Annotated in this window: 1 protein-coding gene and 1 pseudogene; both read right to left on the bottom strand. The window is 68.1% G+C overall.

From position 1 onward, the window contains the following. A pseudogene (locus tag JCM9942_RS16990) lies at nucleotides 1–398 on the bottom strand (KdsC family phosphatase); the annotation flags it as partial. A gap of 62 nt (nucleotides 399–460) precedes the next feature. Then, a partial coding sequence (locus JCM9942_RS16985) for a CBS domain-containing protein (protein WP_157723038.1) occupies nucleotides 461–910 on the bottom strand: 450 nt, incomplete at its 5' end.

The following is a 910-nucleotide window of genomic DNA, read 5'->3' as shown; positions in this document are numbered from 1 at the left end:
CACCGCCAGGCCGACCGCGCACAGTGGCGCCAGATCGGGCAGGTCGTCGCCCATGAAGGCCACCTGCTCCAGGCCGATGCCGTGCTGTTGGCACAAGGCGCGCAGCTGGCGAGCTTGTCGCCGACCGCGATCTGGGTGTCGATGCCCAGGTCGGCGCCGCGCTTCTGCGCGGACAGGCTGTTGCGCGCGGTGATCAATACCGGATGGATGCCATGCTGCTGCAGCAGTTTCAGGCCCAGTCCGTCCTGCACGTAGTACGCCTTGCTCTCGTTGCCGGCATGGTCGTAGAACAGGCGGCCGTCGGTCAGCGTGCCATCCACGTCAAAGCACGCCAGCCGGATGGCGCTGGCGGTGACATGCAGGGCGGAGGGAAAGTGCTCGAGCGGGGAATAGGGCATGTGCGGTGCGGTCCGTTGCGGCTTGACCGGGCCGGGGCCCGGAACGCGTCATTGTGCTGGCTTTAAACCACTTTTGCCCGCAACAGGTCATGAATATTCAGGGCGCCGACCGGACGGTTGCCGGCATCGACGACGATCAGGCCGTTGATCTGGTGCGTCTCCAGCAGACGCGCGGCTTCCACGGCCAGCTGGTCGGCGCCGATGGTGCGCGGGTTGCGGGTCATCACCTGGGCGATGCCGACGGTGCGCACGTCCAGGTCGGTATCCAGCGCCCGGCGCAGGTCGCCATCGGTGAACAGTCCCGCCAGGCGGCCCTGGGCATCGACGATGGCGGTCATGCCCAGACGCTTGCGGCTCATCTCCAGCAGTGCCTCGCTCAGGCTGGCATCCTCGCGCACGCTGGGCAGGTCCTCGCCGCTGTGCATCACATCGGTGATGTGCAGCAGCAGGCGCCGGCCGAGGCTGCCGGCCGGGTGCGAGCGGGCGAAATCATCGGCGGTGAAGCCGCGCGC

Origin of the sequence: Stenotrophomonas pictorum JCM 9942 (assembly GCF_001310775.1) — a bacterium.
GTDB lineage: Bacteria > Pseudomonadota > Gammaproteobacteria > Xanthomonadales > Xanthomonadaceae > Stenotrophomonas > Stenotrophomonas pictorum.
The sequence above is the reverse complement of the archived record's forward strand: the minus strand, read 5'-3'. Positions and strand labels throughout refer to the sequence as shown.